This is a genomic window from Porphyromonas endodontalis (assembly GCF_052173515.1).
In the GTDB taxonomy this organism is placed as follows: domain Bacteria; phylum Bacteroidota; class Bacteroidia; order Bacteroidales; family Porphyromonadaceae; genus Porphyromonas; species Porphyromonas endodontalis_A.
In genome coordinates this window covers 44433-69307 of sequence record NZ_JBQMYL010000003.1, presented here as the reverse complement: position 1 = coordinate 69307, position 24875 = coordinate 44433, and the positions used below count along the sequence as shown (strand labels likewise).

Genomic DNA, 24875 nt, shown 5'->3' with positions numbered 1-24875 from the left:
GATAATACTTGGGGCGACTAGGGATTAGTACGGAGATAGGTACAGCGAAGTACAAAGGACAAGAGGAGAAAGAGGAGGGTAGCTACAACCCAGCCAAAGTAACGCTCCTCGTAGGCTTTGAAGTTTTGGGTCATCAGTTTGCTTTTCTCCAGAGAGTCAATTTCGTCGTAGATCTGATTGAGACTTTCGTTGTCGGTAGCGCGGAAGTAGGAGCCGCCCGTAGTCTGGGCAATCTCTTTGAGGGAGGCTTCGTCAATCTCCACTTTTACGTTGTCAATAACGGTACCAAAGGCGGTTGCGTGGGGGTAGGGAGCCTCGCCACGAGTGCCGACAGCCACTGTGTAGATGCGTATCCCTAGGCTTTCTGCCAAAGAGGCTGCCATAGATGGGGCAATGCTACCTGCATTGTTGGTACCATCGGTGAGGAGTACAATTATTTTGCTCTTGGCATGACTCTCTTTGAGCCGGTTGCATGCCGTGGCAATCCCCAGCCCTATGGCGGTACCATCTTCGAGGTAACCGATCTCTACCTCGGATAGGCGATTGAGAAGGGTTGCGTGGTCGGTGGTAAGGGGGCATTGGGTGAAGCTCTCTCCGGCAAACATCACAAGTCCGATATTGTCGTTGGGGCGATTGCCAATGAATTTCTGAGCTACCTCCACAGCCGCAACAAAGCGATTGGGTTGCAAGTCCATGGCCATCATACTGCCGGATGCATCTATGGCGAGCATAATATCTATCCCCTCCACATTGTCTTTTTGCCAACTATTGGTGTTTTGTGGGCGTGCTAGGGCAATGATTAGAGCCGCTAGAGCCAGCATTTCTAAGGCGAAGGGGAGATGCCTTATGTGGGTGCGGATTCCTCCCGATTTGAGTCTGTAAAACGCCGATAGTACGAGGGTTGCGTGGCGCTTTTGCAACAATAGAATGTAAGCGGCCGTGAGTAACGGAATGAGCAGTAGCGCCCAAAGAAAAGACGGATGGACAAAAGTCATGCGTTGCCTCCCTTCTTTTCTTTCTCCGTTGTGTCTGTCTTCTCTTGCGATGCTTGGTAGAGGGCTTGCGCCACACGGAGCCAATGTTTACTATCGTTTTCGGCTTCGCTAGGGGTGTAGACTACCTTGGCAAACTTGGCGAGATCCACTCTTTCTGTAAGTTCATCGAGCTTCTGTTCGTTTACAAGAGAGTGGAATCCGGCTTGGGAGAGCGCTCGGAGCAATTGTCGTGAGGTCATCTCCAGGGTATCTATCCCGGTGGTTGTTCGCACGAATGTACGGGAGAGTATATCAAGCTCTGTATAGTACTCTCGTTGCAATCCCTGCTCCGGTAAGTGCCGAGCATTGAGGGCCTCGAGAGCCATTTCGTAGCGTTGTAATTCCGAGAGGGAGGGAGTGGGCGATGGTGGAGCAGGGCGTAGCGCAAGTTTTTCTTTGCGGCGGCGGTAGTATTTGTAACCCAAAAAGCCTCCGATCAAGACGAGCAGGCCTAGCAACCAAGGTAGAGCCATGAGGAATATTTCGCCCCAAGTGTAGGGGAGTGCCCATACCCCTTTGATGTCGTTGAACTGATCGGGATGCTCCATATCCACCTTGGGCAGATTGACTTTGAGGGTGAGAGGATTCGCAAAAGACTCCTGATCTCCTACCCGTACCCCAAAGGCCGGGATTACCACAAGGGTTGAGTCAAACGAAGTAACAGCCATACGAGCATGGAGCTCCTTTGTGGTATTGTCTACGTCGATGGTGTCTGTGATCTCAAACGAGAGCGCTTCGGCACGGAGTTGAGCTGTGTCTATTGGGTTTATAAAATAGGTGTTCTCTAGATCGCTTGTGCGTATTACAATATCGATAATAGCGACCTCTCCTATTTGTATTTCATCGGGAGCAATGCTTGTTGTAATCTTCGCTTCTTGGCTATGTAGAGCTTGAGGGAGAAGCGTAAAGAGCAGTAGTACAACTCCCCAAAGATGCTTAGATAGGTTGTGTGCGTGTCTATTCATAAACCAATAACCTCGATACTCCGTATTCATCTTGCCTCTAGCGGTGCGAGAATATTTTGAGCAAAGCGCGTACAAAATCCTCTCCGGTGGCAACTTCGGCATAGTCTATGCCGTAGAGTTTCATGGAGTTCCTACGTTCCTCTTGTGCCATGGAAAAACCCTCGGCATAGGCACGACGCACTTTTTTCGAATGGGTGTCAATCCAGCGTGTAGCCCCAGTCTCGGGGTCTTCAAACTGTACCAATCCCATTTTGGGCAGTGCCTCTTCTCGGGGATCTCGCACTACAATGGCGATTAAATCATGCTTACGTGCAGCAAAACGCAGGGCATTACGGTAGCTTTCTGCCTTGCCGTCGGTCATGAAGTCACTAATAATGAAAGTGGTGGAGCGCTTTTTGACAATGCGACTGAGGTACGTTAGCGGGATCTCTAGGTTGGTACCACGACCTTGGGGGCTAAAAAGCAGTATCTCGCGTATGATGTAAAGAATATGTTTTTTGCCCTTACCAGGGGGTATATACTTCTCTACCGTATCAGTAAAGAGGAGGACGCCCACTTTGTCGTTGTTCTCAATAGCCGAGAACGCGAGGGTAGCGGCAATCTCGGCAACCAACTCGCGTTTGGTCTCCTCTTGCGTCCCAAAGTTGAGACTCGCGGACATGTCGATGGCGAGCATCACAGTCAGTTCGCGTTCCTCTTCGAAGATTTTGATGTAGGGATCTCCGAGGCGAGCCGTTACGTTCCAGTCAATGTCGCGTATATCATCGCCCACTTGGTACTCGCGCACCTCACTAAATGCCATACCCCGACCGCGGAATGCCGAGTGGTATTCTCCTGCAAAAAGCTCTTGTGACAAGCCACGCGCCTTGATTTCCACACGGCGCACACGTTGCAATATATCGCTCTGGAGCAACTGTGATTGGGTACTATTTGTGGGCATAATGCCTATCCTCGCCTCTTAGGGCACTACTACCTTATTTATAATCTCCGTAACGATGGTATCGCTGGAGAGTTCGTTGGCTTCGGCTTCGTAGCTCAGGGCAATGCGGTGGCGGAGTACATCGTGTGCCACGGCTCGTACATCCTCGGGGAGTACATAGCCTCTGCCATCTATAAAGGCATAGGCGCGAGCTGCGAGAGATAGGTTGATGGAGGCTCTTGGAGAAGCCCCACAAAGTATCATAGGACGGAGGTTCGCCAAACCTACTTGCTCGGGTTCACGTGTTGCAAAAACAAGGTCTACGATGTAGCGAAGTATCTTATCGTCTACATAGACCTTGCGCACGACTTCGCGCGCGTGGAGTATATCGTCGGTCGTCACTACGGGGCTGATCTTGGGGAGAGAGCCCTGCATATTGAGGAGAATAACGCGCTGCTCCTCTTCTCGGCTTGGGTAGTCAATGTGTACCTTGAGCATAAAACGATCCACCTGAGCCTCGGGGAGGGGATAAGTACCCTCTTGCTCCAATGGATTTTGGGTAGCCATTACGAGGAATGGCTTAGGAAGGGGGTAGGTAGTATCTCCGATGGTTACCTGACGCTCTTGCATCGACTCGAGTAGCGCACTTTGCACTTTGGCAGGGGCGCGATTGATCTCATCTGCCAAAACGAAATTGGCAAATACAGGACCTTTCTTTACCACAAACTCCTCTTTATTACGGCTGTACATCATCGTGCCCACTACGTCCGCAGGGAGAAGGTCCGGCGTAAATTGGATACGACTATAATCGGCACGAATAAGGTCGCTTAGCGTCTTAATTGCAAGGGTTTTGGCAAGCCCGGGTACACCCTCTAGCAGGATATGCCCATCGGCAAGTAGCCCAATAAGGAGGGCGCGCACAAGATGATCCTGACCAACGATGGTCTGTCCCATACCTGTGATTATCTTTTCTACAAAGCGGCTCTCAGCCTTTATTTCGGCATTGAGTTGCTGCAAGTCTTGTTGTTCCATAATCAGAGTCTGGCTGTATTTTACAGAGAATGACAACTTCCGAAGAGGCAATGCTCACTGGTTACCACCCACAATCGTCTCTCCGAGAGGGGAGGTAGGAATGCCTCTTTCCGGATACAAAAGTACAAAAGTTATTGTGACTCTTGGGGCTTCGCTAGGGGAGACTTCCGAGAGGGGGAAGGGGTGCCGTTAATACTTCCAAGGGCAGGAGAGAAGCGATATTCTCTCTCCCAGTTCATTGTAATAGGGGGATTCTCCTCTTTGGGTACAAAAAAACTCCAAGGGAAATCCCTTGAAGTTTCTCTCTTGTGAACCGCCTGGGGCTCGAACCCAGGACCCCAACATTAAAAGTGTTGTGCTCTACCTACTGAGCTAGCGATTCAACCCTAAAAAGTGACTCTCGGGGCTGCATCGTAAGAGCTCTTACAGCACTATCTGCCGCCCAATCACCGTGCAAAGGTACTACTTAATTTGTAACTTACAACACCTTTTCCCCTGCTTTTTCGTGATTTCTCTTCCTATCCTTTTGCCTTTTTGGACTGTAAGGGTTTGTCCTCTAGGTTGTTATTTGTCTCTTTTGGGGCGAAAGAAGCAGTGTGGTTGTAATAGAAAAAAGAGAGGAAGTATGGTTGCCTCCCTCTCTTTCTATCTTTAGTGGAGCTAATTTCCCCCCTCTTGCCGGACTATTCTCTAGCAACCTAGAGAGACAGGAGTAGAGGAGAAAAGCTCATTGCATTACCTTAGTCGTGATGGTTTTCGTTGCGATCTTCGCGTGGACGACGGTCTTCGCGGCGAGGACGATCCTCACGACGGGGGCGACGCTCAGGCTCTACATACCCTTCCGGTTTGGGGAGGAGTACACGATGCGATAGCTTAAACTTGCCCGTTTTGGGGTCGATCTCTAGAAGTTGGATGCGGATATTATCCCCTTCGTGGAGGTTGGTATCTTCGATCTTTTCGAAGCGACGCCACTCTATTTCGCTGATGTGGAGCAAACCTTCCTTACCGGGGAGGAACTCAACGAAGCAGCCGTAGGGCATAACGGAGGTAACCTTACCATCGTACACTTCTCCTACTTCGGGCATAGCCACAATACCGCGTACCATAGCCAAAGCTGCATCAAGAGATTCTTTGTTGGCAGAGGAGATTTCTACATGACCTTCACCATCGATTTCTTCAATGCTCACCACAGCACCACTCTTTTCTTGGATGCCTTGGATGATCTTACCACCAGGGCCAATGATAGCTCCAATAAACTCTTTGGGTACACGGAGCTTCTCGATGCGTGGAGCTTGGGGCTTGAGGTCGGGACGAACGGCAGGCATAGCCTCCTCTATCTTGCCGAGGATGTGCATACGACCCTCACGAGCTTGTGCCAAAGCACGCTCCAAGATTTCGTAGCTCAAGCCGTCTACCTTGATGTCCATTTGGGTAGCGGTGATACCATCGCGGGTACCTGTTACTTTGAAGTCCATATCTCCGAGGTGGTCTTCATCCCCGAGGATATCGGAGAGAACGGCATAATTTGTTCCCTTATTTTCACTGATAAGCCCCATGGCAATACCCGAAACAGGCTTCTTGATCTGCACCCCAGCATCCATCAAAGCGAGTGTACCGGCACAAACCGTTGCCATAGACGACGAACCATTGGACTCGAGAATGTCGCTGATTACACGTACTACGTAGGGGTAATCAGTGGGGATCATACGCTTGAGGGCTCGGAACGCGAGGTTACCATGACCGATCTCGCGGCGGCCTGTAGCACGTTGAGGACGAGCCTCTCCCGTAGAGAAGGGAGGGAAGTTGTAGTGGAGGAGGAAACGCTCTTTGCAGCGGCAGAGTACGTCGTCTACCAATTTTTCGTCGGCCTTGGTACCGAGGGTTACTGTTGTGAGCGACTGAGTTTCTCCACGAGTGAAGATAGCTGAGCCGTGAGGCATGGGCAAGCAGTCGGTCTCAATCCAGATGGGGCGGATCTCCGTTGTCTTACGACCATCGAGACGCTTACCCTCATCGAGGATGGCGCGGCGCATTGCTTCCTTTTCTACATCGTGGTAGTAGCGAGCAATCATGGACTTTTTAGCCGCCAATTCCTCTTCTGTAAACTGAGCCTTGTATTCTTCTACAAGAGCTTCGAATGAGGCGGCACGCTCATGTTTGTTTGTGCCACTGGTGGCAATGGCATACGCCTTGGTATAGCACTTATCGTGTACGTCTTGGCGGAGGGCATCGTCGTTTTCTTCGTGGCAGTAGGTGCGCTTAACGAGTTTACCTACAGCTTCGGATAGCTCAAGTTGGGCCTGGCATTGCTTCTTGATCGCTTCGTGGGCTACCTTAATAGCCTCGAGCATGTCTGCCTCTTGTACTTCGTCCATCTCGCCCTCTACCATCATGATATTATCAATGGTAGCTGCCACCATCATATCGATATCGGCATTGGCTACTTGCTCATAGGTAGGATTGATGAGGAACTCTCCATTGACGCGAGCTACACGAACTTCGCTGATAGGCCCTTCGAAAGGAATGTCCGATACGGCAAGAGCAGACGAAGCGGCCAATCCTGCAAGGGCATCGGGCATATCAACGCCATCGGCGGAGAACAACGTTATATTAACAAATACTTCTGCGTGATAGTCTGCAGGGAATAGGGGGCGTAGTGCACGGTCTACAAGGCGGCTGGTAAGGATTTCGTAATCAGAAGCCTTGCCTTCGCGACGGGTGAACCCGCCCGGGAAGCGACCCACAGCAGAATATTTTTCTTTGTAGTCTACTTGTAAGGGCATAAAGTCGCAATCGGGGGCAGCATCAGCAGCTGCACAAACAGTTGCGAGCAATACGGTATTGCCCATGGTTACGGTAACGGCACCGTCGGCCTGTTTGGCCAATTTTCCCGTTTCAACCTTGATCGTACGTCCATCACCAAGGTCAATCGTCTTAGATACGGGTGTAATCATAATCTTTTTCTTTTATCTTGCATCTTAAATATATCCTAGGCAAAGGTACGCAAAATGCCCTATCCGTAGTATCTTTTCTCGGACTTATTCGCTGGATATGACATGTGGCATGAAGTGCAACGGCGTTGCAGAGGGGAGGCGTGGGGGCTGCTTGTCTCTCCTTTCTCCGTAAAAAACAGAAAAAGTGGAGGCTGAATTTTTTTTCGTTGCAGCCCAAGAAATATTTTCTTTTCACCTAAGAATGGGAAGCTTTTCTGCCCTAGAGTTTTTTGTCTTAGGGCAGTAACTCTGAGGCTTTATGGCCTGGGTGGAAAGTTCTTTTGGAGGTGGGGAAGTTTTGGAGAGGGGTTCCCTTCTTCTTGCCCCTCGTAGTTTTAGAAGGGGCTGTAGGAGAGTGAGAGGAAAATACTCGCTAGAGTGAGAGGAGCCCTCGGGTGATCTCTGCATCCTTCCGTAGGGCTTGTGATAGCTCTTCGTAGGAAGAAAAACGGGCTTCGCCTCGCGTATGGGCGATGAGCTCCACGGCGATCTTTTTGTCGTAGAGATTACCTTGGAAATTGAATAGATTTACCTCAATGGTGCGTTCCAACCCGTCGGCAATGGTGGGGCGATTGCCGATATAGAGCATCCCTCCGTAGCGAGCTTCGCCCAAATGTGCCCACACGGCGTACACTCCGAGAGGGGGGATTAGCTTATGAGCATCCTCCGGTTGGATATTTGCCGTGGGGAATCCTAGCGTTTTTCCTATGCCTAAGCCTCCCTTTACCTCCCCTGTGATGCGGTAGTTATACCCCAAGAGTTGATTGGCAAGAGAGAGATTATCGGCTCGTAGGAGCTTGCGTATCCGGCTCGAACTGTAGGGCTTCCCCTCCTTTTCGTCGAAAAAAGGCTCTTGAGGGAGCACGCGCACGCCCCATTTCTCCCCCAGACTTTTGTAGTCCGTTGGTGGATCTCCTGCCTTGGGAGGGCGACCGAAGTGATGGTCGTAGCCCATGAGGAGAGTATGAACGTGAAGTTGCCGGGTGATGATATGCCGGAAAAACTCTTCGGCAGAGAGGGCTGCCAATGCCCAATCGAAGGGGAGCAGGAATAGGAAATCTACTCCTGTTTTGGCAAGGAGTTGCTCTCGCTCGGTATTGCTATTGAGTTTCTCAAAGGGATGATCGGGGCGAACCACCATAACCGGTGGGGTATCGAAGGTAATCACGGCAGAGGGGAGCCGGAGCCGTTGTGCCTCGTGCTTGAGTTGCTCTATAAGGAAGCGATGCCCCCCATGTACCCCATCAAAAACTCCAATGGTGGCTACAACTTGCTCGGGAAGAAGCTGAGGGGATTCGCAAGATAGCTCCCCCGAAGGCAGGCGAACGAACTTTATCGTATCCATGCTTGGGGGTTTTGTTTGCTACGCTCGTGCCATACTTGGAAGTTGAGTATGGCCTTATTGCTAAAGCTATCGATAGCCACCTTACCTAAAACCTGATGCGCCTTTACTTGTTGTCCCTTGCGCACCGTTACGCCTGTAATGTTGGAGTAGACGGTGAGGTAATTACCATGACGGATAATAATGGCAGCCTTATTCCCTTCGATTACGAATACACTGGTGACCTTCCCCTCGAAGACGGCACGTGCACTCGTGCCCTGAGGAACCTCTAGGTCTATACCGTTGTTGTTGGTTTGTACTCGGCTCAATTCGTTGTGTTGCTGCACACCAAAGGTGCCGATGATGCGGTAGTTGTTATTGACGGGTGCGGGAAGATTCCCCTTGTTTTGGGCAAAGCTCCCCCCGAGGCGACGCTCTTCGGCAGTCATGGGATAGCCTCCCTTGGTGGCTGCTTTGCGCTCTTCCGGGACGGGTTCTTTTCCTGTAGCCGTGTCTTTACCCTCGGCTAAGCGTTTGCGTCGCTCCTCTTCTTCGCGAGCTTTGCGCTCTGCTTCGGCTATTTCTGCCGCAATTTGTTGCTCAATCTTGCGGTTGAGGGCTGCTACTTGCTGCTGTTGTTTCTTGCGTTGCTGTTGTAGATCTTTTTCCTGTCCCTGTAGCTGAGTCACCTCTCCTATGCGTTGCTTGCGCTCCTTCTCGAGCTGAGCCTTCTCTTGCTCGCGCTGTACGAGTAGTTGCGATTTACTCTTTCGGTTTACCTCAATGGCTTGGCGAGTATGCTCAAGGGCGGTACGCGTCTCTTTTAGCTCTTGGGCTGCGCGTTTGTGCGCATTGGCATATTGCGAGACAAATCTCATGCGCCTGATGGCTTCGTCGAAGGCAGATGCCGACAAAACAAAGAGCATCCTGTCGGTGCTGCTCTTCCTCTTCTGTAGGGCGAGTACAGAGCGTTCGTAGGCTGCTTTACGCTCTTCCTCCTCTGTGCGTAACACTTGCTCCTGACGTGCGAGAGAGTCAATATCCGAACTAAGCTCCTTGATTTCGTTATCAAGAGCCACTACTAATTCTTGGCGTTGAGCTACCTTCTTTTTGAGGAGTGCCGCCTCTTGCTGTTTTTTATTCTTGTCGTTTTTTACGCGGCTGAGCTCTCGGTCGGTCTTTTCGATGGCCTTGATGACCTCTTTGCGTTGCTGCTCTAGTTGTTGAACTTTCTTCGACTTCTGCTGCGCCACCATGGGGAGCGACGCCAGAAGCGTGAGCATGAGGAGTAGGGTATAGCGGAGTTTCATTGATGAGAAATACTACTGGAATAGGCTAGAGATAAGCTGTAAAGCTTCTTTTATAGTAAGTTGACGATACCCCGAGGGGATAGTCACAATAAGATGCTCGCGCGCCTGCTCGCTACGGCGATGAGAAGAGCCTTCGATCTCCAAAGAGAGCGTACTGGTACCATCTTGCAGTACTCGGTAGGAGCAGCGGTCGGGTAAAAGTCCTTTTTCGTGTGAGGTGTAGTGGGTGTACGTTGCTTTTAGTACCCCTCCATTAACCGGCGAACTCTCCAGGGCATTGGGGCGCATATTCTCTCCTATGTTATAGAGAAGAGAGAGCTTATTTTGGGGGAGTTTTACCAAGGCTTGATGGGGCGTCACCATCTTTTCCACCTCTAGATCTTGAGGGAGATAGCCGAGAAGTAACCCTTCTAGGAGAGGGTAAGATAGGGGGAGGGGGAATTGATCTTGGCAGGCGGCATTGAGCTGCTGATAAGAGGTGCGCAGGTAGGTTTTGTTGTGTTTGTCGATAACAACAATCTCCTCGGGGAGCAGATATACTCGGGCAATCTCGAACAAAACGAAGGGGCGAAGAGAGGCATATATTCCCTCTCCTACCACTACAGAAGCATTGGCATCGAGGGAGATAGAGGAGCCTTCTACCTCTAAAGTAAGATTGGCTTTGACTTGCCAAGGTGCTGCTATGGGGCGTGCTGAGGAAAAAGCCATGGCCTCTCGGGTTTGTCTTGCGGAGGCATTGGAAGTTACGCCCGGGCGACGACTACCGCAGCCCCAGAGGAGCGCGACAAGTGCCAAAAAGCTCAAAACGGATGGGATGGAGAGCGATTGCTTCATGATGGATAGTTACTTAGAAGACTCCATACGTCGCTTTATTTCTTCGATAGCGAGGTCAATCTCGTCTGTGGAGACAAGCTGTTTTACTTTCTGAAGATAGAGAAGACTTGTTTGTAGGTTGCCCACCTCCTCTTGCACCTTTGCATAGTGGTAGTAATAATCTGCAAGGCTACTGATACTGATGCTTGAGGGATCCTCTTTGAGGGCAGCCTCAGCTCTTTCAATAGCTTGGCGCAAATAGATCTCGGCTTGTAGGTAATCTCCTTGCAAGAATAGGGCAAAGCCATAGGTGTCTAGGTACCGAAATTCTCCGGGTTGCAGGGCTACCGCTTTAGAGGCCATCCGCACGGCTTTTTCTATCACAGCGGGTTGCTCTAGCCCGAGTAGGAAGTAGGCGTAGTTATTGAGTACGTTAGGATTTTTTCCGTTGAGCTTGATAGACTCTTCGTAGGCAGCTATCGCCTCGGTATACTTCTCCTGCATGGCGCAGATGTCGCCTACCTGGCCGTAAAGGTCGCCTATCACCTCGGTTTCAGTCGTATCGGTCTGGGCGATCCCTTGGAGGGCCGTCTCTCTGGCTCGTTCTAGCTCTCCGGCAGTCTCCTCTGCCAGGCTCTTGAAAAGGTATAAACTCCCCTCCTTTGGATATTGTTTGATGGCTTGAGGGAAATATTTGTAGACCTCGTCGAACTTCTCTCTTGAGATAAAGTTTTGGAATAATGCATTCCAAAGCTCTGGGTGCCCTGTGGGGAATAGCTCGGTCATTCGCACCAGTTGCGCCTGACGCTCGGAGGGTTTATCCAGCATGTATAGCAGAGACTGGAGATCGAGGTGCGCGTCAAAGTTGGTGGGGTAAGCCGCAAGAAACTCTTTGTAAATGGGGAGGAAAGGGGCTAGGTCTAGGCCTTTGCTAACAAACTCTGAGAGGAAAGCATGGAGTGCTTCTTGCGAAAATTCGGGTGTCATGCCATCTGCTTTCCAAATCCGTTGTAGAACGCTAAATACCTCCGGGTAGCGGTTCAAATCTAAGAGAATGGAGGCCTCGGCATAGCTGATACTGCCCGATGTGCGTTGCGATTGGGGTATCTTTTGCAAGAGATTATAAGCGATCTCTGCACTCAGATTCTGTTTGACATTAAAGAGCAAACTCGTTAGGTCGCTCAGGGAATTTCCGTTGTACTCTAGGGCTGCATCCAGGTAGCGATTCATCGCGTCTGTATCGTGCGTTTCGAAGGCAACTCGCTGTGCTACCTGTAGGGCATGGGCGTAGTATGGAGTGCCGCGTGAGGCCTCTAGTAGTGCCGGTAGCCGCTGCGAAACTTGATCGTACTGCCGCTCCTCCAGTAGTACTCCTAGGGCAAGGAGCTGATTGCGGCTATCGGAGGGCGATAGTTGTATGTGCCTATCCAGCATGCGGAGCAGCTCGTCGGTCTCTCCTTTGCTAGCGAGGGTATAGCCGTATTGGAAGGTGTATTCATCGTGACTTGGGTCTGCTTCGAATGCTTTGCGGTACCATTCGGCCGCTTGTTCTACCGAGATGGGGCGCAATAAGTTCCCCAACGCAAAAGCCGAGGCTCCCGAGGGATCCAACTGATACGACGCAAGGATTTGATAGTAGGCAAGGAGTGGTTTTTCGGATAATAGAGAGGAAGCCCCCTCTGCAAAGAGCCTATCGGATAATGCCTTTTGCGCGCTGATCTCTTGGGCTGAGACTGCTCCCAAGGAGCAAAGGAGCAAAAGAAGGGTGTAGAGATGCTTCATAAACGGGGCGTCTGTAGGGCTTTACTTTGTTATTTGCATGCCGGTATGACCAAAACCGCCTTCGCCTCGTTCGCTCTCCGATAGGGTCTCTACTTCGTGCCAATCGGCTGTTTCGTAGCGAGCAATTACCATCTGGGCAATGCGGTCTCCCGAGGAGATTTGTACCGGCTCCTGTCCCAAATTGATCAAGATAACCCCGATTTCGCCGCGGTAATCGGCATCGATTGTACCGGGGCTATTGAGTGTCGTTACTCCCGATTTGAGGGCCCAACCGCTGCGAGGACGGATTTGCGCTTCGTAGCCTGCAGGCAGCTCTATGTGTAATCCCGTGGGGACAAGGCAACGTGCTCCCGGCTCCAATTGGATCGGTTGGGGCAGGTATGCACAGAGATCCATACCTGCAGATTGGGGAGTCGCGTAGCGAGGTAGGGGGTTATCGGATCGGTTGATTATGGCTATCTTCATACTCATATAGACATCTCAAAAAAGGGCGTGGCAAAACTCGCGTTCTGCTCCGCACTCGGCACGAAGTTACTTATTTTCTGCCATTTGCCGGTCCTTTCCCTGTTCGGGCTCCACCCAGTCTCCATTCTCTCGGATGAGGGCAATAAGGGCATCTACGGCGTCTTCCTCTGCAATTCCCCGCCGCATGCACTTTTGTCCTTTGTAGAGATCGATTTTGTGCGGCGCGCCTCCTACATAGCCATAATCAGCGTCGGCCATCTCTCCAGGGCCATTCACAATACATCCCATGATGCCTATTTTGAGGTTGGGAAGGTGGCTTGTCGCTTTTTTGATGCGGGCAATTGTTCCCTCCAAATTATAGAGCGTACGCCCACATCCCGGGCAGCTGATGTACTCGGTGTGGGAGAATCGAAGACGAGTCGCTTGTAGAATGCCTAGAGCCAGTGCCTGTAGAGAGGAAAGGGGAAGGTGTGGGGCTGTGAGCATAATGGCGGAGCCGGCTCCCTCTAGGAGGAGCGTTCCCAAGTCTGTTGCAGCTGCAATCTGCACTTTTTCTAGGGATTCGTGCGGCGCAAATTGGGCTTCTAGGGCGATGGGCGCAGTTACCCCCATTTCGGCAAGGAGGGCAATCGTTCTACGCCATAGCCCAACGCGATTGGTTCCGTTTGCCCTCAATATCAAGAGCCTATTGGGCTGGTGTGTGAGATTGAGAGCTTCTGCTTTCTCTCGAGAGAAACTATCTGTTTCGATCAAAATAGCAGGGAGAGAGGAGAGATCTAGTGCCTCTACCGAAGTGCCTAGCCTGTCGCCTCCTGCTAGGGGGAGCTGAGGAGTGCCATCATCTTTCCCTACAATAAGGACAGAGGGTAAGAGGTTGCCTCCGTAGAGTTCCCCGGCAATAGAAGAGGCATTGCGTGGGAGCATTTGTGCTCGGTAGGGCAGGGAGCATAGGGGGGATAGTTGGGGGGCAGCAGCTCGCTCGGCAATGTGCTCCACAAGGAGGCGTGCAACGGGGAGCTCTGCCTCGGGGGCTTCGCTGAGGGAGACACGCAGCGTATCTCCCAACCCATCGGTGAGAAGGGAGCCAATGCCTACGGCACTTTTGATTCGTCCATCTTCGCCCTCTCCGGCCTCGGTTACGCCAATATGCAAAGGATAATGCACCCCTATTTCGTCCATACGCTCTACCAAAAGGCGCACGGCCTGGGTCATTACCTGCACGTTGGAGCTCTTCATCGAGATAACAATATCCTCAAAGTCCAGACTACGAGCTACGCGGAGATACTCTAGACAACTCTCTACCATTCCCTCGGGAGTGTCGCCATAACGCCGGAGCATCCGCTCACTAAGGGAGCCATGATTCACTCCCAGTCGGATGGCTCTTTTCAGTCGTTTGGCTTCGCGTAAGAAGTCGCCAAAAAGTTGCTCTACACGCTCTTCGCCACGAGCAAAGTCTACCTCAGAGATACTCTCTCCACTCCATTCTCCTTTGCGATCGGCAAAGTTGCCGGGGTTGATACGCACTTTTTCTACATGCTTTAGAGCCTCATAAGCGGCCTGTGGATTGAAGTGAATATCGGCGATGAGTGGGATGGAGTATCCTTTCTTGTCGAGTGTTGCTCGGATGGTTTGTAGGCATTCGGCCTCGCGTACCCCCTGCGCCGTAAAACGCATATAGTCCGCTCCTGCCAGGGCTACTCGCTCTGTTTGGGCTATGCCGGCCTCGGTATCCGGAGTGGAGACGTTGGCCATGGTCTGAATGCGCAAAGGGTACTCAGAACCTAGGGGTACAGAGCCTATTGAGACGCTACACGTGCGACGCCTGCGATAATTGAGCGCATCAAGAGGGTCGTGAAGAGGGGGGGAACTGAGGGGGGGCATAGGGTTATAAATCTATCGTGTGTACCATATAGAGGTGCACTACGGACTGCTATTTATTTCGATTTCTCTCTAGGGCTTGTCTTGTATTATGTGCAGTATCAGGGGGCTTTTACCGCCATGGAGGCAATCCTTTAGTTGGTCTTGAAGCGGTACTTAACCTCCTTGAGGTCCGCATTGGCGCGCACTACCTTTTCCTTTAGCCCCTCTTTGAAGGCTTTGAGACGCTCCATAAGATCGGCGTCGCCCAGCGAGAGCATTTGTACTGCCAGAAGAGCCGCATTCTGAGCTCCATTGATTCCCACAGTGGCAACAGGTATCCCCGGAGGCATTTGTACGATAGCGAGGAGGGCATCCATACCATCGAGTGTCGCCTTGATGGGCACCCCGATAACAGGTAGGGGCGTCATGGAGGCAATTACGCCACAGAGATGAGCAGCCATCCCGGCTCCTGCGATAATAACGCGTACCCCTCTCGCCTCGGCTTCACGGGCAAATTGAGCCACCTCATCAGGGGTGCGGTGAGCCGATAGAGCCAAAATTTCAAAAGGAATCGCGAGTTCGTCTAATTGGCGTGCAGCCTTCTCCATTACGGGAAGATCGGAGGTGCTGCCCATGATGATACTTACAAGCGGAGTCATATGTGATACAATCGTATTGTGTGATAGATCCAAATATCGTTTTGTCTAGGACAATGCAAGCGAGGGCGAATCAAAAGAATCCTCTTGACGCGCCCTCTATGTTTTAGCCAAACATACAACCCGCCCCTCTTTTGTGTTGAGAGAGGTGGGGTGTATTAGCTTAGCTTTTGATTGTGCCTCTATTAGCCGAGGAATGAGCTGTAAGCAGCCGCATCCATAAGGGTTTCCACCTTAGCAGGGTCTGCCATCTTTACCTTAATAATCCAGCCTTCGCCGTAGGGATCGTTGTTTACAAGCTCGGGTTGATCTTCAAGGGCAGCGTTGAGTTCTACCACTTCTCCCTCTACGGGCATAAGTAGGTCAGCCACAGTCTTAACGGCTTCGATAGAACCGAAAACTTCGCCGGCAGCTACAGTTTCGCCTTCCGTAGGTACGTCTACATAAACGATTTCACCCAATTCGCCTTGAGCATAATCGGTAATACCGATAAACGCCATATCGCCTTCGATGCGTACCCACTCGTGGTCTGTCGTGTACTTAAGTTGTGCAGGAATATTCATACTTCCGTATCTCTATAATTAATGTATTACTATTGTCTTTTCTCTTTTGGGGCGGTGCCTTTAGCATTCTATGGCAATGGCTTTGCATTCTCCCCGAATACAAAGGTAATAGTTACCCCACAATATGCAGCATGTTTGTTGCTACAATCTCTATTCTTTCTTATTGTACGATAAAACAAAAAGAGCCCCGGCGCATTGCCGAGGCTCTCTCCGGAATTATTCATCTTAGGAAACAAAGTGCCCGGAGCCGGGATCGAACCGGCACGGGTGTTACCCCATTGGTGTTTGAGACCAACGCGTCTACCAATTCCGCCATCCGGGCTGTAGACATTTCGTTCCCCCGACAAACCGAGTACAAAGGTAATGAAAGACCTCGGAATGTACAATACTTAGATTACACATTTGTTCTAACTTGCTACTGGCTAGGATCCTATTTCTTTTTTTCGTTGCACTCCGATATGGAGAGCCCTCCGAGAGTTTTCTTTTCGGCTCAAAAGGGGAGGAGGAAAAAATGACTGACCAGTTTCTCACTTTTTCTCGGGCAGAAAGTACTCCCTCTTCTGCCCAGAACTTTTTTATTTTTCAGCCAAGAATAGAGACACATTCTAGGCAGGAACGAAATTTATTTCACCCTGTAAACTTCTGTCTTTTTTCTAGAGGAAACGGACTGATAGCCTCTCTCCAAAACAAAATCCCCCTATTCCTCTTCGAGGGTAGGGGGGTGATAAGGTGTGTACTCAGATTCTTGAGGGGGAGCTGTACACTAGTCCAGCATTAGGTCGATGTAGAAGGGGTTATCCGCAAATAGCTGCTCCAGCAGGAGCGAAGGGGTGAGAATATTTTTTTGTAGAGACCTCAGGGGAAGAAGCGTGAAGAGGCATTTCCCCTTCTCTAATCGGTACCGACCTGTATTGGGGCGGAGCATTGCATCGAAGAGATCGAACTGCCATTCTACATTCGGGTGCTTCTTGGCGTAGAGAGCGAGGAGCTGCGGAATTTTGACTAACCGCATCATACCGTGCGGTTCGAACCCTTCTCCGAGAGGGGGCATCACTACTTGATGGTAAGCTAATCCCTCCTTTATGGGGAGTTGTGTGGCTACGAATTGTGAGCATTCGCCCCCTTGTAGTAATCGGACTACCCCCTCTTGCGTGTAGCCGCCCCCACTGAGTAGGGCATCTTCTATTACACATTTCCACTGAGGGTAGGTGTGCTCTAGATGCCCCATAGGCCACCGCTGACGTTGCCGGATATAGTGTATATATCCTTCTGTGCTAGCTTGCCTGCAAAGTTGAGGTAGGGGAATGAGGTGAGGGGAGTTCGGTTGGGATACGCTACGATAACAGACTTTGGCGTAGCCGAATTTGCGTTGATAGTAGTCGTAGAGCCAGGGCTCGGCAGGGATAAGAAAGGCGAGCAGTTTGCCCGTTTGGTACATCCTAGTATGAGCAGAACGCAGCAGGGCTGGCATCAGTCCTCGCCCTCGCTCGGTGGAGAGGGTGGCGGCTCCGGATATATAGGCGGCCTCTATTCGCTCTCCCCACACTCTAAAGGCATAGGAGACTCGGCCTGTGTGTGCAATGGCTTTGGGGGTAGAGGCGTAGTCAACTAGGAGATCGGTCTCGCTGTCTTGGTACACGCGTCCAAAGTAAAGGTCGAGGAATCTGTCGTCATCTCCAAATACCTCTTGCCAAATCTCCCGAGAGAGCTGTCGCCTATTGAGGGGGTTCATACCTGTGCGTGCCGCCTTAGCAGGGCCGTTCCCTTGTAGAGCCGCAACTCCGGTTGATAGGATTCTTTGGCAAAACGTAGTCCGGCAATCCCCAAATCCTCTTCTCTATCGATATAGATATACTGCTCGGGGATTTGTTTGGCGAACTCGTTGTTGATCACTGTATAGGCACCCTCGATAGACGGATTAGCCTTCTCTACATGCACATCAAACGTGTTGTGGTTGATAGGCGAGCCCAGGGTCATGGCGACGATTTGCCCCTCAATCCAAAGGGCTCCTCCCTGCAACTCCAAGGATTCGCAAGCATCAAGGATGCGGTGTACCATCCTATTTTCCTCTTGGATGCCATCGCGCTGCGTGGTGTCATCAAGCCATTGATCGGCAAAATCTTTGTACAGCTCCTTCTGGTCGGGGGTAAAAGGTCGGTAGGTATAGTCCGGATAGAGCTTCTTGAATTTATTGATGTGGTTGCGTTTGGATTGTAGTTTCTTGCCCGACAGCGAGACGAGTCTCTCCCGCAGGTAGACGTAGTCGGCATAGTCTTCGTCCCAAAAGAACTGGAAGTCCTGCCCAAAGTCTTGCTCGAGACTCTTGGCACAACCCTCGGTTACGCCCATGCAAACGAGAGGGAATCCCTCCTTCTCCGCGTAATGGATAAGTTCGTTGATAGCCCCTTGCCAGAGAGCACGCTCTGTACAATAGGGGAGCAGAAAAACGGGATGAGAGCGCAGAGGGGAGCGAAATCGGATGATGAGCACCCGCTCTTGGTAGATAGTCCAGGAGGTTTCATAGCGTTCGCTCCATCCGTAAAGGTTGGTAAACGAGAGATCGCAGATCGCTTTGTCGTCTTTGTAAATAAGGGGAAAGATGGTGTCTCTATCCTCTAGCGAGATAGGGCGAAAGCGTAGTTGGCACATGTTTTATCGGGATAGATAGGTGCGTGCCGAACGATGGATTTGCTCAATCATGGCTACTAGTCCATTGCTACGTGTAGGAGATAAATGCTCACGAAGCCCCATTTGATCGATAAAGTATAGTTCATGCGACACAATATCTTCGGGTCGTTGCCCATCGTACACACGGAGCAGTAGAGCTGCAATCCCCTTGACAATGAGGGCGTCACTATCCCCTCGGAGGGCTAGAGTGCCGTCTTCGTTGGGGGTAATTACAATCCATACACGGCTTTGGCATCCCTCAATTATATGTTCAGGGGTCTTCTCAGAATCCTCGAGGGGAAGCAGTGTATTCCCCATGTCGATGAGGAGGGAGTATTTGTCCATCCAATCATCAAAGGGCTCGAATTCTTCTAGTATTTCGTCTTGTATCTCGTTGATTGACTTGCTGTTCATTGCCTTTTATTTACGTTCGTTTTCTCTCTCTTCGAGGTAAGCTATAAGGGTCTCGCCTACTGCTTTTAGAACCTCTTTGTCAATTACGTCCATATTATCTCCGTGTGTGTGCCAGTGCGCACCAAAGCCATTGCTCCGGGCAGGATCGTAGTTTACTATATCTATAGTGGGGATGGCAAGGTTGTCTATAATGGGTTTGTGGTCGTCTGTAAGAGCAGCCCCATCTGCCTGAATAAAATAGTGTCCATAACCAAGACTTGCAGCCTTATCCCATAGCGAGGAGACAATGCTTGGAGCGTGAACTTTGGAGAAATACTCCCATCGGAATTTGGCGTCGTGCGCCCCTACCATATCGAGGAGGATGCCAAACTCAGCACGATAGTGCTCTACATGGGGATGCTTACTCCAGTAGGTGGAGCCAAGGCACCAAGAGTCTTCCTGTTCGCTAACCCCCATGTCTTCTGCGTCGACAAAGAGGAAATCTACTCCCAACGTGCTGTTGTGGTCAGCTAGTTGGCGTGCCACCTCAAGCAATACTCCTACGCCACTTGCTGCGTCGTCAGCACCCAAGATCGGTTCGCTTTTGCGGCTAGGGTTGGGGTCGTTATCCGCTGTGGGGCGAGTATCCCAATGCGCTAAGAGCAGGATGCGATGCTCTGCCGAGGGGTTGAGGCGACCTATTATATTTGTAATAGGGAGGGAAGCGCCCTCGTGGGTTGATACGTTGGCTTGCTGCAATACGACCTCCAGACCAAACTCCTTAAGCTTGCCGGCAATCCACTCGCCACACTCTTGGTGAGTAGGAGTGTTGGGGACGCGCGTCCCGAAAGCTACCTGCTGAGCAATGTAACTATAGGCACTATCTGCATTGAATAGGTTGAGTGCCTCGTTGGGTTGTGCCGCTGTGGTATCATCAGTTGTGCTCTCTTTCTTACCTCCCTTACAGCCGGTGGCTGAGACGATGAGGAGGGAAATGGAGAGGGATACGAGTAGAGCCCTTACTAGGTTGGGGGTTGTCTTCATACTTTTATAGAGTAATGGATATAGTTATCTAGAGGAGGAGACTTGGGGGAAGGAGGGTAGTGGAGAACGCCCTAGAGGGGACGCGAAAAGGCCGCTGCGCACCCCAAAAAGGAACAACAGCGGCCCAACACACCAACACATGAAACATGAAAAGCCCTTTCACAAGGGGATAGGGCAAATTTCTCTATCCTAGGAGCAATTACGACTGTTGGAGGGCGGCAATTGCTCGATCGTAATCAGGTTCATGGGTAATGTCGTCTACAAGCTCTGTGTAAACTACCTTACCATCCTTGTCTATTACCACAACGGCGCGTGCGAGTAAGCCCTGAAGGGGACCATCCGTCATCAAAAGACCATAGCCTTTTTCGAAGGAATCTCCACGGAATGCCGAGAGTGTTTCTACATTTTCAAGCCCCTCTGCTCCACAGAAGCGAGCTTGAGCAAATGGAAGATCCTTGGATATACATAGAACGGCAGTGTCTGCCATCTCCGATGCAACCTTGTTGAAGCGACGCACACTTGCGGCACAAACCCCTGTGTCAATGCTTGGGAAGATATTGAGTACTACCTTTTTTCCTCTATACTCCTCGAGCTTTGCTTCTGCGAGAGAAGCCTTGACTGCTGTAAAATCGGGAGCTATAACTCCCACTTGAGGCATCTCTCCTAGGAGGTTAATCGTAAGATCGCCTTTGAGTTTAGTCGTTGCCATATTTACAAATCCTACGCGAATCTTCTAAATTCGCGGCTAAGTTACATATTAATTTTTATACTACAAACTCTCGTGGAGTTATTCTTTGCTTTTTGAGATTATTTCTTGTATGTACTCATTGATTGTACCCTCGGGGATATTGCCCAACGTTTGTATGGGCATCCCTTTTGTGGGGACAAAGAGTACCATTGGGATGCTTTTTACACCAAAGTGCGCAGCCAATACTTCGTCCTTATCTACATTGACTTTATAGAGGAGAACTTTGCCTTCGCTCTCTGCCACAATGCGCTCTAGCTTGGGAGCGAGCTGACGGCAGGGACCGCACCAATCGGCGTAAAAATCGATGATAGCAGGCTTATCGCCTTTATAAACGAACTCTGTGGGATTTTTTTCAAAGTCGTAGATATGTTCCTTCATGTACTTGGCATCAATCACCATTACATGGAGGTGGGAAGCCTCTTGAGTTATCTGTTTCTTGCTTTTTGATTGGCAGGAGGCCTGAGTGGCAACGCCTACAAACATGGTTGCTGATAGGAGTAGCACTCGGAATAAAGAGTGGCGGAGAAGTTTCATAGTCTTCGTCTATTTGTTTTCTTTCTTATAGGTGAGAGGAGTCTTGGCTATCCTCTACTCTCCAAGAATAGTGAGAATGGGCAAAGAGTTCACTCCGGATCAATTTTTTTCTGTGTTACGATAGGATGGCGCACCCCTCGCAACGATCCCGAATCTGCTGGAAGAAGTCGTTGCCTTTGTCATCTACGAGTATAAAGGCGGGGAAGTCTTCTACTTCGATTTTCCAAATGGCTTCCATGCCCAACTCCGGGTATTCGAGGCACTCCACTTTCTTGATACTGTTTTGTGCCAAGATGGCGGCCGGCCCTCCGATGCTGCCCAGATAGAAGCCCCCGTGTGCCTTGCACGAAGCCGTGACTTCTGCGCTTCGGTTGCCTTTGGCGATCATGATAAGGCTTGCTCCATGCTCCTGGAAGAGCTGTACATAACTATCCATACGCCCTGCCGTTGTGGGACCAAAACTGCCACTTGGTAGGCCTTCGGGAGTTTTGGCAGGGCCTGCATAGTATATGGGATGTTGCTTGATGTAGTCGGGGAGATTCTCGCCACGGTCGAGACGCTCTTTGAGCTTGGCATGGGCAATATCTCGCCCTACTACGATGGTTCCCGAGAGGGAAAGGCGCGTAGATACGGGGTATTTGGATAGCTCCGCACGGATCTCGTCCATGGGGCGATTGAGGTCGATTTTTACAGACTCTCCCTCTGTCTTCCCCCTCAAGGCCGGCGGAATGAGCCGTGCCGGATGGGTCTCGAGCTTCTCGAGCCAGATGCCTTCACGATTGATTTTTGCCTTTATGTTGCGGTCTGCAGAGCAGCTTACACCCATGCCAATGGGGCAGGAGGCTCCATGCCGTGGCAAGCGAATAACCCGAATGTCGTGGGCGTAGTATTTCCCCCCAAATTGCGCTCCAAAGCCTATCTTATAGGCCTCTTCGAGGAGTTGCGCTTCTAGCTCTGTATCACGGAAAGCATGCCCGAGTTCGTTCCCTTGGGTGGGGAGGTTGTCGTAGTACTTTGCGGAGGCTAGCTTTACGGTTTTGAGGTTCATCTCGGCAGAAGTTCCCCCAATTACAAAAGCAATATGGTAGGGAGGGCATGCCGCGGTGCCTAGAGTGCGCATCTTCTCTACCAGATAGGGGAGAAGTTTTTCGGGCGTAATGAGAGCCTTTGTCTCTTGGTAGAGGTAGGTCTTGTTGGCGGAACCTCCTCCCTTGGCAATGCAGAGGAATTTGTACTCATCGCCATCTACGGCCATCAAATCGATCTGAGCCGGCAGATTGCAACCCGTATTAACCTCCCGATACATGTCGAGGGGGGCATTTTGCGAGTAGCGCAGGTTTTCTTGTGTATAGGTGTCGTACACTCCGTGGGAGAGAGCCTCTTCGTCCCCTCCGCCTGTGTATACATTTTGTCCCTTCTTGCCTAGGATGATGGCCGTACCCGTATCTTGACAAAAGGGGAGCTGCCCCAAGGCTGCCACTTCTGCATTCCTCAAAAACGTGAGGGCGACGAAGCGGTCGTTGTCGCTTGCCTCCGGATCGGAGAGTATCTTAGCCACCTGCTCCTGATGCTCGGGGCGTAGGTAAAAGGCTATATCGTGGAAGGCTTGGCGTGCCAGTGTGCGTAGGGCTTCCGGCTCTACGACGAGCATTTTGCGCCCGCCAAAGTCTTCTTCGTGTACATATTCACTTGTTAGGTGGTAGTATTCTGTGGTATCTTCCCTTAGGGGGAACATCTCTTGGTATTTGAATTCTTTCGTTGCCATTATTCTCTCTTTCCTTTTCTAAACTGCCCTCTAAGATACAAAAAGCAGATGAGCTTACACTTATGCTACATCTATAATAGAGGGTAGGGGAGAGAGCCTAGCTGGAGTAGTCTTTGATTTTTCCTCTCTGTACTTCTTTGCCGGAGAGGGAGAGCTCTAAGAATGAGAAGGGCTGACTCCATCATGTGAAGCCAGCCCTTTACTCGAAAATCAGAGCGAAACGAAACGCTTTTAAAAGTGTTTGCGTTCCCTTTTTCCTAGGAGGATCGTATTACTACTGTACCCCACAGGATATAGATATGTAGTGAAAAAGCTATTTAGCGCATGTCTCGAAGAGCCTTTTGTAGCTCTTTGCGGGCAAAGAAAATTCGACTTTTAACCGTGCCCTCAGGGATTCCCATCTTTTCGGCAATCTCACTATACTTGTATCCACTCAAGAACATCTTGAAGGGGGTACGTGTATGCTCGCTGAGTTTTTCGATTTCGGAGTAGATCTCGCGAATATTCATGGCGCCATCGGGGGTGCTATACCCACCCTCTGTCACTAGGGGAATATTCAGTATATCCACGGTTGTATCGAATATTTTACGACGACGCTCTACCCGATCTTGATTGTTGAGGAAGATGTTGTACATGATGGTCATCATCCATCCTTTGAAGTTGATGTCGCTTACAAACTTGTCTCTGTGGGTTAGAGCGCGAAGCGAAGTATCTTGTACGAGATCGTCTGCATCGTTGGTATCTTGCGTTAGTTTGAGAGCATAACGACGGAGATTCTCCTGCACCTCTTGGAGGTTACTCTGGAATTGCGTTCTGGTCATACTGTCACTCCTATTATTTTGATCCTTACTATCTTTATTTTATACTAGGGGAGGTTGCTAAAGCGGTCTCTCCCTTTTTCTTGTAAGCAAAGATAGCCTATACTTGATTTCTTCTTGATAGATGAAATCATCTAGCATTATTGATATTTTCTATATAGACCTGTTTCGGATAGGATTCTGCCTAGAAACAAATAATTTGTAGGACAAGATTTTTTCAAAAACCAGCTGATTCCCAAGTGCATTTCTAGCTAGATTCTTTTTTTATTTCAGCTGCAGTTTCTGACGCATGGGACCACATAAAAAAACTTCGCCCACCAACACCCCAAAAGAGGAGAGCTGCGAGCGAAGTTGTAGGGCGAGGGGATAAGAGGGGAGACCTTAGCGGAAGCTCCACTTGAGAGCCAGCGTAGGAGTTACGATCCATTGAGGAGCATCTACATTGCGTGAGATGCGGATCTCGGAGCCGATGCTAAGGTTAATATCGTTGGGTATAGCCTCCAATTTATTGAGGTTGCACCAAAACTGGGGTTGCATCATTAGCTTAAAGCGAGTGTTCCATCCGGGTCTTTTGTCGGCTTGTTGCCAAAAGCTGATGAATCCAGTAGCCGAGAAAAGCCCATCCCCGGGAGCATACTTCCATACCGTACAAAGTTCGAAATTGTGGGGCTGAGGCGTGAGGCGGATATACTTATAGAGTAGGGCGGCACTGAGCATTAGGCGTCGGTCGCCTCTGAGGTAGGTGTACGAGCCTCCGGTCATAAAGGCGTCGTTCATGGAGATGGCTGCATTACTTTGGTTGGCATTGACGAAGCGGAGCCCCCCATCGTAGCGTACGTGCCAAGCAACAGGGGCCTGCCAAAAGCGAAGGTTGCGCATGAACTTCCAATTGGCACTTACAGCACCCTGCTGCAAAAAACTCATGTCGACAAAGTAAAAGGTATCGCCAAAGCGATCTATACTTTGTTGCTCAATAGTCGCCGTAATGGTGGGGCGAGCCATTTGCGTCTCGGGGTATAGATACCGCCCGAGGTCGTAGTGGAATTGTAGGTTTTGAGCATTTACAAGCCCGGTACTGCACCAAGCAAGTATTGCGAGAAGACTATATAGTAGATGTCTTTTCATCGGAATGATTGTAAGTTGTGCGTAATAGAAGTTTGTGATACGGATAAAAAAAAAGGTACATCCCTCCC

Annotated in this window: 22 protein-coding genes and 2 tRNA genes; all 24 read right to left on the bottom strand. The window is 50.5% G+C overall.

Features of this window, described 5'->3' with window-relative positions; genetic code table 11:
- Nucleotides 1-17: 17 nt before the first annotated feature.
- Entirely contained in the window at nucleotides 18-995 is a 978-nt protein-coding gene (locus ACTTHR_RS02255) for a vWA domain-containing protein (RefSeq protein WP_442605034.1), read from the bottom strand.
- The gene (locus tag ACTTHR_RS02250; protein ID WP_442605033.1) at nucleotides 992-1999 is read right to left on the bottom strand and encodes a hypothetical protein; all 1008 of its coding nucleotides are present in this window, start codon (nucleotides 1997-1999) and stop codon (nucleotides 992-994) included. Before ACTTHR_RS02250 ends, ACTTHR_RS02255 begins: the two co-directional genes overlap by 4 nt.
- 37 nt (nucleotides 2000-2036) lie before the next feature.
- On the bottom strand, nucleotides 2037-2939 hold the full coding sequence (locus ACTTHR_RS02245; protein WP_004332889.1) for a DUF58 domain-containing protein: 903 nt from the start codon (nucleotides 2937-2939) through the stop codon (nucleotides 2037-2039).
- A gap of 18 nt (nucleotides 2940-2957) precedes the next feature.
- Nucleotides 2958-3950: an AAA family ATPase gene (locus ACTTHR_RS02240; RefSeq protein WP_004332781.1), complete on the bottom strand. Its 993-nt coding sequence runs from the start codon at nucleotides 3948-3950 to the stop codon at nucleotides 2958-2960.
- A 309-nt stretch (nucleotides 3951-4259) separates the two neighbouring features.
- Nucleotides 4260-4332: transfer RNA gene (locus ACTTHR_RS02235), tRNA-Lys, on the bottom strand.
- 358 nt (nucleotides 4333-4690) lie between these two features.
- The gene (pnp, locus tag ACTTHR_RS02230; protein ID WP_276773876.1) at nucleotides 4691-6904 is read right to left on the bottom strand and encodes a polyribonucleotide nucleotidyltransferase; all 2214 of its coding nucleotides are present in this window, start codon (nucleotides 6902-6904) and stop codon (nucleotides 4691-4693) included.
- A 412-nt stretch (nucleotides 6905-7316) separates the two neighbouring features.
- On the bottom strand, nucleotides 7317-8288 hold the full coding sequence (ribF, locus tag ACTTHR_RS02225; RefSeq protein WP_442605032.1) for a riboflavin biosynthesis protein RibF: 972 nt from the start codon (nucleotides 8286-8288) through the stop codon (nucleotides 7317-7319).
- On the bottom strand, nucleotides 8276-9574 hold the full coding sequence (locus tag ACTTHR_RS02220; RefSeq protein WP_276773880.1) for a murein hydrolase activator EnvC family protein: 1299 nt from the start codon (nucleotides 9572-9574) through the stop codon (nucleotides 8276-8278). Before ACTTHR_RS02220 ends, ribF begins: the two co-directional genes overlap by 13 nt.
- 12 nt (nucleotides 9575-9586) lie before the next feature.
- Entirely contained in the window at nucleotides 9587-10408 is an 822-nt protein-coding gene (locus tag ACTTHR_RS02215) for a DUF4292 domain-containing protein (RefSeq protein WP_442605031.1), read from the bottom strand.
- Nucleotides 10409-10417: 9 nt separating this feature from the next.
- A complete protein-coding gene (locus ACTTHR_RS02210) occupies nucleotides 10418-12169 on the bottom strand; it encodes a tetratricopeptide repeat protein (RefSeq protein WP_442605030.1) in 1752 nt (583 codons plus the stop codon).
- 21 nt (nucleotides 12170-12190) lie between these two features.
- Nucleotides 12191-12634, bottom strand: coding sequence for a dUTP diphosphatase (gene dut, locus ACTTHR_RS02205; protein ID WP_442605029.1), 444 nt, complete (start codon nucleotides 12632-12634; stop codon nucleotides 12191-12193).
- A 66-nt stretch (nucleotides 12635-12700) separates the two neighbouring features.
- Nucleotides 12701-14515, bottom strand: a complete 1815-nt coding sequence (gene ispG / locus ACTTHR_RS02200; RefSeq protein WP_442605028.1) for a (E)-4-hydroxy-3-methylbut-2-enyl-diphosphate synthase — start codon at nucleotides 14513-14515, stop codon at nucleotides 12701-12703.
- A gap of 131 nt (nucleotides 14516-14646) precedes the next feature.
- On the bottom strand, nucleotides 14647-15153 hold the full coding sequence (purE, locus tag ACTTHR_RS02195; protein WP_442605027.1) for a 5-(carboxyamino)imidazole ribonucleotide mutase: 507 nt from the start codon (nucleotides 15151-15153) through the stop codon (nucleotides 14647-14649).
- Between the two features lie 182 nt (nucleotides 15154-15335).
- Entirely contained in the window at nucleotides 15336-15713 is a 378-nt protein-coding gene (gene gcvH, locus ACTTHR_RS02190) for a glycine cleavage system protein GcvH (RefSeq protein WP_004332891.1), read from the bottom strand.
- A gap of 238 nt (nucleotides 15714-15951) precedes the next feature.
- Nucleotides 15952-16035: transfer RNA gene (locus ACTTHR_RS02185), tRNA-Leu, on the bottom strand.
- A gap of 441 nt (nucleotides 16036-16476) precedes the next feature.
- Nucleotides 16477-17445 (bottom strand): GNAT family N-acetyltransferase, encoded by a 969-nt coding sequence (locus tag ACTTHR_RS02180; RefSeq protein ID WP_442605026.1) that lies wholly within the window; start codon nucleotides 17443-17445, stop codon nucleotides 16477-16479.
- Complete coding sequence (locus ACTTHR_RS02175; protein ID WP_442605025.1) at nucleotides 17442-18362, bottom strand: DUF2156 domain-containing protein; 921 nt, start codon at nucleotides 18360-18362, stop codon at nucleotides 17442-17444. The genes ACTTHR_RS02180 and ACTTHR_RS02175 overlap by 4 nt, the downstream gene beginning before the upstream one ends.
- A 3-nt stretch (nucleotides 18363-18365) precedes the next feature.
- Nucleotides 18366-18794, bottom strand: a complete 429-nt coding sequence (locus ACTTHR_RS02170; protein WP_442605024.1) for a SufE family protein — start codon at nucleotides 18792-18794, stop codon at nucleotides 18366-18368.
- 6 nt (nucleotides 18795-18800) lie between these two features.
- Complete coding sequence (locus tag ACTTHR_RS02165; protein ID WP_442605023.1) at nucleotides 18801-19817, bottom strand: M28 family peptidase; 1017 nt, start codon at nucleotides 19815-19817, stop codon at nucleotides 18801-18803.
- A gap of 199 nt (nucleotides 19818-20016) precedes the next feature.
- Nucleotides 20017-20526 carry a thiol peroxidase gene (gene tpx / locus ACTTHR_RS02160; RefSeq protein ID WP_304285798.1) on the bottom strand — a complete coding sequence of 170 codons (510 nt, stop codon included), beginning with the start codon at nucleotides 20524-20526 and terminating at the stop codon, nucleotides 20017-20019.
- 78 nt (nucleotides 20527-20604) lie between these two features.
- Nucleotides 20605-21099 (bottom strand): thioredoxin family protein, encoded by a 495-nt coding sequence (locus tag ACTTHR_RS02155; RefSeq protein WP_442605022.1) that lies wholly within the window; start codon nucleotides 21097-21099, stop codon nucleotides 20605-20607.
- Nucleotides 21100-21214: 115 nt separating this feature from the next.
- Nucleotides 21215-22864 (bottom strand): fumarate hydratase, encoded by a 1650-nt coding sequence (locus ACTTHR_RS02150; RefSeq protein ID WP_442605021.1) that lies wholly within the window; start codon nucleotides 22862-22864, stop codon nucleotides 21215-21217.
- A gap of 317 nt (nucleotides 22865-23181) precedes the next feature.
- Entirely contained in the window at nucleotides 23182-23685 is a 504-nt protein-coding gene (locus ACTTHR_RS02145; protein ID WP_442605020.1) for an RNA polymerase sigma factor, read from the bottom strand.
- 378 nt (nucleotides 23686-24063) lie between these two features.
- Nucleotides 24064-24807 carry a DUF5020 family protein gene (locus ACTTHR_RS02140; RefSeq protein WP_442605019.1) on the bottom strand — a complete coding sequence of 248 codons (744 nt, stop codon included), beginning with the start codon at nucleotides 24805-24807 and terminating at the stop codon, nucleotides 24064-24066.
- Between the last annotated feature and the right edge of the window lie 68 nt (nucleotides 24808-24875).

Coding starts and splice junctions, on each gene's coding strand:
- pnp (WP_276773876.1), bottom strand. CDS start 6,904: ATGATTACACCCGTATCTAAGACGATTGACCTTGGTGATGGACGTACG.
- purE (WP_442605027.1), bottom strand. CDS start 15,153: ATGACTCCGCTTGTAAGTATCATCATGGGCAGCACCTCCGATCTTCCC.
- ACTTHR_RS02145 (WP_442605020.1), bottom strand. CDS start 23,685: ATGACCAGAACGCAATTCCAGAGTAACCTCCAAGAGGTGCAGGAGAAT.
- tpx (WP_304285798.1), bottom strand. CDS start 20,526: ATGGCAACGACTAAACTCAAAGGCGATCTTACGATTAACCTCCTAGGA.
- ACTTHR_RS02245 (WP_004332889.1), bottom strand. CDS start 2,939: ATGCCCACAAATAGTACCCAATCACAGTTGCTCCAGAGCGATATATTG.
- ACTTHR_RS02240 (WP_004332781.1), bottom strand. CDS start 3,950: ATGGAACAACAAGACTTGCAGCAACTCAATGCCGAAATAAAGGCTGAG.
- ribF (WP_442605032.1), bottom strand. CDS start 8,288: ATGGATACGATAAAGTTCGTTCGCCTGCCTTCGGGGGAGCTATCTTGC.
- ACTTHR_RS02220 (WP_276773880.1), bottom strand. CDS start 9,574: ATGAAACTCCGCTATACCCTACTCCTCATGCTCACGCTTCTGGCGTCG.
- ACTTHR_RS02155 (WP_442605022.1), bottom strand. CDS start 21,099: ATGAAACTTCTCCGCCACTCTTTATTCCGAGTGCTACTCCTATCAGCA.
- gcvH (WP_004332891.1), bottom strand. CDS start 15,713: ATGAATATTCCTGCACAACTTAAGTACACGACAGACCACGAGTGGGTA.
- ACTTHR_RS02210 (WP_442605030.1), bottom strand. CDS start 12,169: ATGAAGCATCTCTACACCCTTCTTTTGCTCCTTTGCTCCTTGGGAGCA.
- ACTTHR_RS02255 (WP_442605034.1), bottom strand. CDS start 995: ATGACTTTTGTCCATCCGTCTTTTCTTTGGGCGCTACTGCTCATTCCG.
- ACTTHR_RS02150 (WP_442605021.1), bottom strand. CDS start 22,864: ATGGCAACGAAAGAATTCAAATACCAAGAGATGTTCCCCCTAAGGGAA.
- ACTTHR_RS02165 (WP_442605023.1), bottom strand. CDS start 19,817: ATGAAGACAACCCCCAACCTAGTAAGGGCTCTACTCGTATCCCTCTCC.
- ACTTHR_RS02215 (WP_442605031.1), bottom strand. CDS start 10,408: ATGAAGCAATCGCTCTCCATCCCATCCGTTTTGAGCTTTTTGGCACTT.
- ACTTHR_RS02175 (WP_442605025.1), bottom strand. CDS start 18,362: ATGTGCCAACTACGCTTTCGCCCTATCTCGCTAGAGGATAGAGACACC.
- ACTTHR_RS02170 (WP_442605024.1), bottom strand. CDS start 18,794: ATGAACAGCAAGTCAATCAACGAGATACAAGACGAAATACTAGAAGAA.
- ACTTHR_RS02250 (WP_442605033.1), bottom strand. CDS start 1,999: ATGAATAGACACGCACACAACCTATCTAAGCATCTTTGGGGAGTTGTA.
- ispG (WP_442605028.1), bottom strand. CDS start 14,515: ATGCCCCCCCTCAGTTCCCCCCCTCTTCACGACCCTCTTGATGCGCTC.
- ACTTHR_RS02140 (WP_442605019.1), bottom strand. CDS start 24,807: ATGAAAAGACATCTACTATATAGTCTTCTCGCAATACTTGCTTGGTGC.
- ACTTHR_RS02180 (WP_442605026.1), bottom strand. CDS start 17,445: ATGAACCCCCTCAATAGGCGACAGCTCTCTCGGGAGATTTGGCAAGAG.
- dut (WP_442605029.1), bottom strand. CDS start 12,634: ATGAAGATAGCCATAATCAACCGATCCGATAACCCCCTACCTCGCTAC.